Origin of the sequence: Paraburkholderia sp. RL18-085-BIA-A (genome assembly GCF_046027075.1) — a bacterium.
GTDB lineage: Bacteria > Pseudomonadota > Gammaproteobacteria > Burkholderiales > Burkholderiaceae > Paraburkholderia.
Genome location: NZ_JARESU010000358.1, coordinates 1 through 2,237, shown reverse-complemented (window position 1 = coordinate 2,237; position 2,237 = coordinate 1). Strand labels below are relative to the sequence as shown.

Annotated in this window: 3 protein-coding genes and 1 pseudogene; all 4 read left to right on the top strand. The window is 60.8% G+C overall.

Annotation, left to right across the window (positions count from 1 at the left end; translation table 11 throughout):
* Positions 1–242 precede the first annotated feature (242 nt).
* The gene (locus P0D89_RS52355) at positions 243–557 is read left to right on the top strand and encodes a DUF4148 domain-containing protein (protein WP_408243215.1); all 315 of its coding nucleotides are present in this window, start codon (positions 243–245) and stop codon (positions 555–557) included.
* A 49-nt stretch (positions 558–606) separates the two neighbouring features.
* Positions 607–1,369 (top strand): annotated as a pseudogene (locus tag P0D89_RS52350) (IS6 family transposase).
* A gap of 141 nt (positions 1,370–1,510) precedes the next feature.
* Complete coding sequence (locus P0D89_RS52345) at positions 1,511–1,636, top strand: hypothetical protein (RefSeq protein ID WP_408243214.1); 126 nt, start codon at positions 1,511–1,513, stop codon at positions 1,634–1,636.
* Positions 1,637–1,695: 59 nt separating this feature from the next.
* A partial coding sequence (gene opgC / locus P0D89_RS52340; protein ID WP_408379518.1) for an OpgC domain-containing protein occupies positions 1,696–2,237 on the top strand: 542 nt, incomplete at its 3' end.

The following is a 2,237-nucleotide window of genomic DNA, read 5'->3' as shown; positions in this document are numbered from 1 at the left end:
GACAGAGCCGTATGGTGCGTAATCGGGTGACTGACCGGCAAATTATAAGTCGGCGCGACGGTCGCTAGTGGCAGCAGGGGCGCCCCGCGGCCGGAAATGATAACGATCTTGTAACGGGCGGGTCAGCATCGGGACAGGCGCCGCTGCCGAGAATGAAGGCAACTCTTCATCGACGCCGATGGAGAGGCTCGAGGTCTCGTTCATGGTGAATGCGGCCACTACGCTCTCGAAGGGGAACCATCATGAAAGCACTGATCAAGGCCGTACTGATTGCCTGCGCGCTGAGTGCGCCTGCATTCGCGTTTGCCCAAACCGCCAATGCGCCGGTGACCCGCGCCCAGGTGCAAGCCGATCTTGTCCTGGTCGAACAAGCTGGATATCGTCCAGCAGCGACCGATCCGTACTATCCCGCCGACCTTCAGACGGCCGAGGCGAAGATCGCGGCGCACAGCCAAACGCCCGAGGCGTCGTCACTTGGCGGCGTGACGACGGGCGCTTCGCAGGCCGGCGCGCTGCTCGCATCGAACGACGCGGATCCGATCTACGCTCACCATTGAATGCGCGGGCGCTGTCACGTTAGCGGAGGTGTTCGCGTAACATAGTGGGATTGCGAAGACGAAATCGCTTTATCACGGCCACCGGTTCCCAGCGACGGTCATCAGCCATGCGGTGCGGTGGTACTTCCGGTTCCAGCTCAGCCTGCGCGACATCGAAGAGTTGTTGTTCGAGCGCCGCGTGACGGTCAGCTACGAGATGATTCGCCGCTGGTGCGAGAAATTCGGCGCGGGCTTCGCCCATCGGGTGAAAGCGGCACGCCGCAAGCCGGGTAGCACGTGGCACCTCGACGAAATGTTCGTCACCCTGCGTGGCGAACCGTACCTGCTTTGGCGTGCAGTCGACGAGCACGGCGTCGAGTTCGACTTCTTGCTGCAACAGCGGCGCGACAAGACCGCCGCCAAACGATTCTTCAAGCGTTTGCTGCGCTGCAACCCGGTGCCACGCAAGATCGTCACGGATCAATTGCGCAGCTATCCGGCAGCGAAAGCCGACATTCCGGAGTTGGTCAACGTGAGACACGTGTTCGTCAAGGCTGCGGCTCGTGTCAACAACCGTGCGGAGAACAGCCATCAGCCCACGCGGGGGCGCGAGCGGCGCATCCCCCAAGGGGACTTCCTTCGGGGCGTGCGTGGCTTTCGCGACCCGAAGCGCACGCAGGCCTTCCTGTCGAGCTTCGGTCCGATCCGCGCAGCACTTCGCACTGAAACGACATCTGATGCGTGCTTCTCTTTATCGCAAACACCTCGCGGCCCGGTTCGTCGCATGGCGTGAATTTACCAACGTCGCCCAAACTCTGTCGAATTCTTTCTAAGCCGCAGTCCCTCATGCATCTTCATCGACGAAGTTTGGCAAGTTGACAGCGCCGCCTAGAGTTGTTTTCAACGCTATCAGATTGACTTTGGCCGCCCGTAATACCCGCGGTTGGCCCGATCGCACACACTGGAAAATCATCATGAACGAATCCACACACATCGAAGACTTTTCCGCCCTCGACGATTGGGCACCTGTGATTCCCGAGTGGCAAGCCTTCAGGCCCGAAGCCTATCCCTGCCCGATCAAAGAGGACTGCGCCGACTGACGCGGCTCAGGCGGTGAGATAGGGTTCGGAAACGACAAAGCCCGACACGAAGCCGATTCGTGAACACCCTTGGCGGCTGCTCGGCCGGCCCGGCGCAATCTCCGCGGCCTCAACCGTCACGTCCACACAGCATCAAGCGGAGTTTCACCATGAGTCGAAATCCCGCTCGTTCAACGAGCGTCGATTTCCTGCGCGGCCTGGCGCTGATCGTGATTACACTCGACCACGTCTCGCACAGTGCGCTCTCGCATCTGACACTGCATACCTATGCATTTTGCGACGCGGCCGAGGTCTTCGTCTTTCTCGGCGGCTATGCGAGCGCCGCCGCTTATTGCGCGATGTCAGCGAGCGGTGGCACAGCGCACGCGCATCGCCGCTTCCTTAAACGCAGTTGGGAAATTTATCGTGGCTATCTCCTGACGGCCGCTCTAATGCTGCTTTGCGGCCTGGCGATGCTCGCGCTGCACATCCACACCGCCATACTGACCTATACCGATGCGCCACGGTTTTTGGTCCGGCCGTTCCAGACGCTACTCGATATCGCCACGCTACGGCGCCAGCCTGATCTGGCTGCAGTGCTGCCGATGTATATCGGGTTCGC

Coding starts and splice junctions, on each gene's coding strand:
- P0D89_RS52355 (WP_408243215.1), top strand. CDS start 243: ATGAAAGCACTGATCAAGGCCGTACTGATTGCCTGCGCGCTGAGTGCG.
- P0D89_RS52345 (WP_408243214.1), top strand. CDS start 1,511: ATGAACGAATCCACACACATCGAAGACTTTTCCGCCCTCGACGATTGG.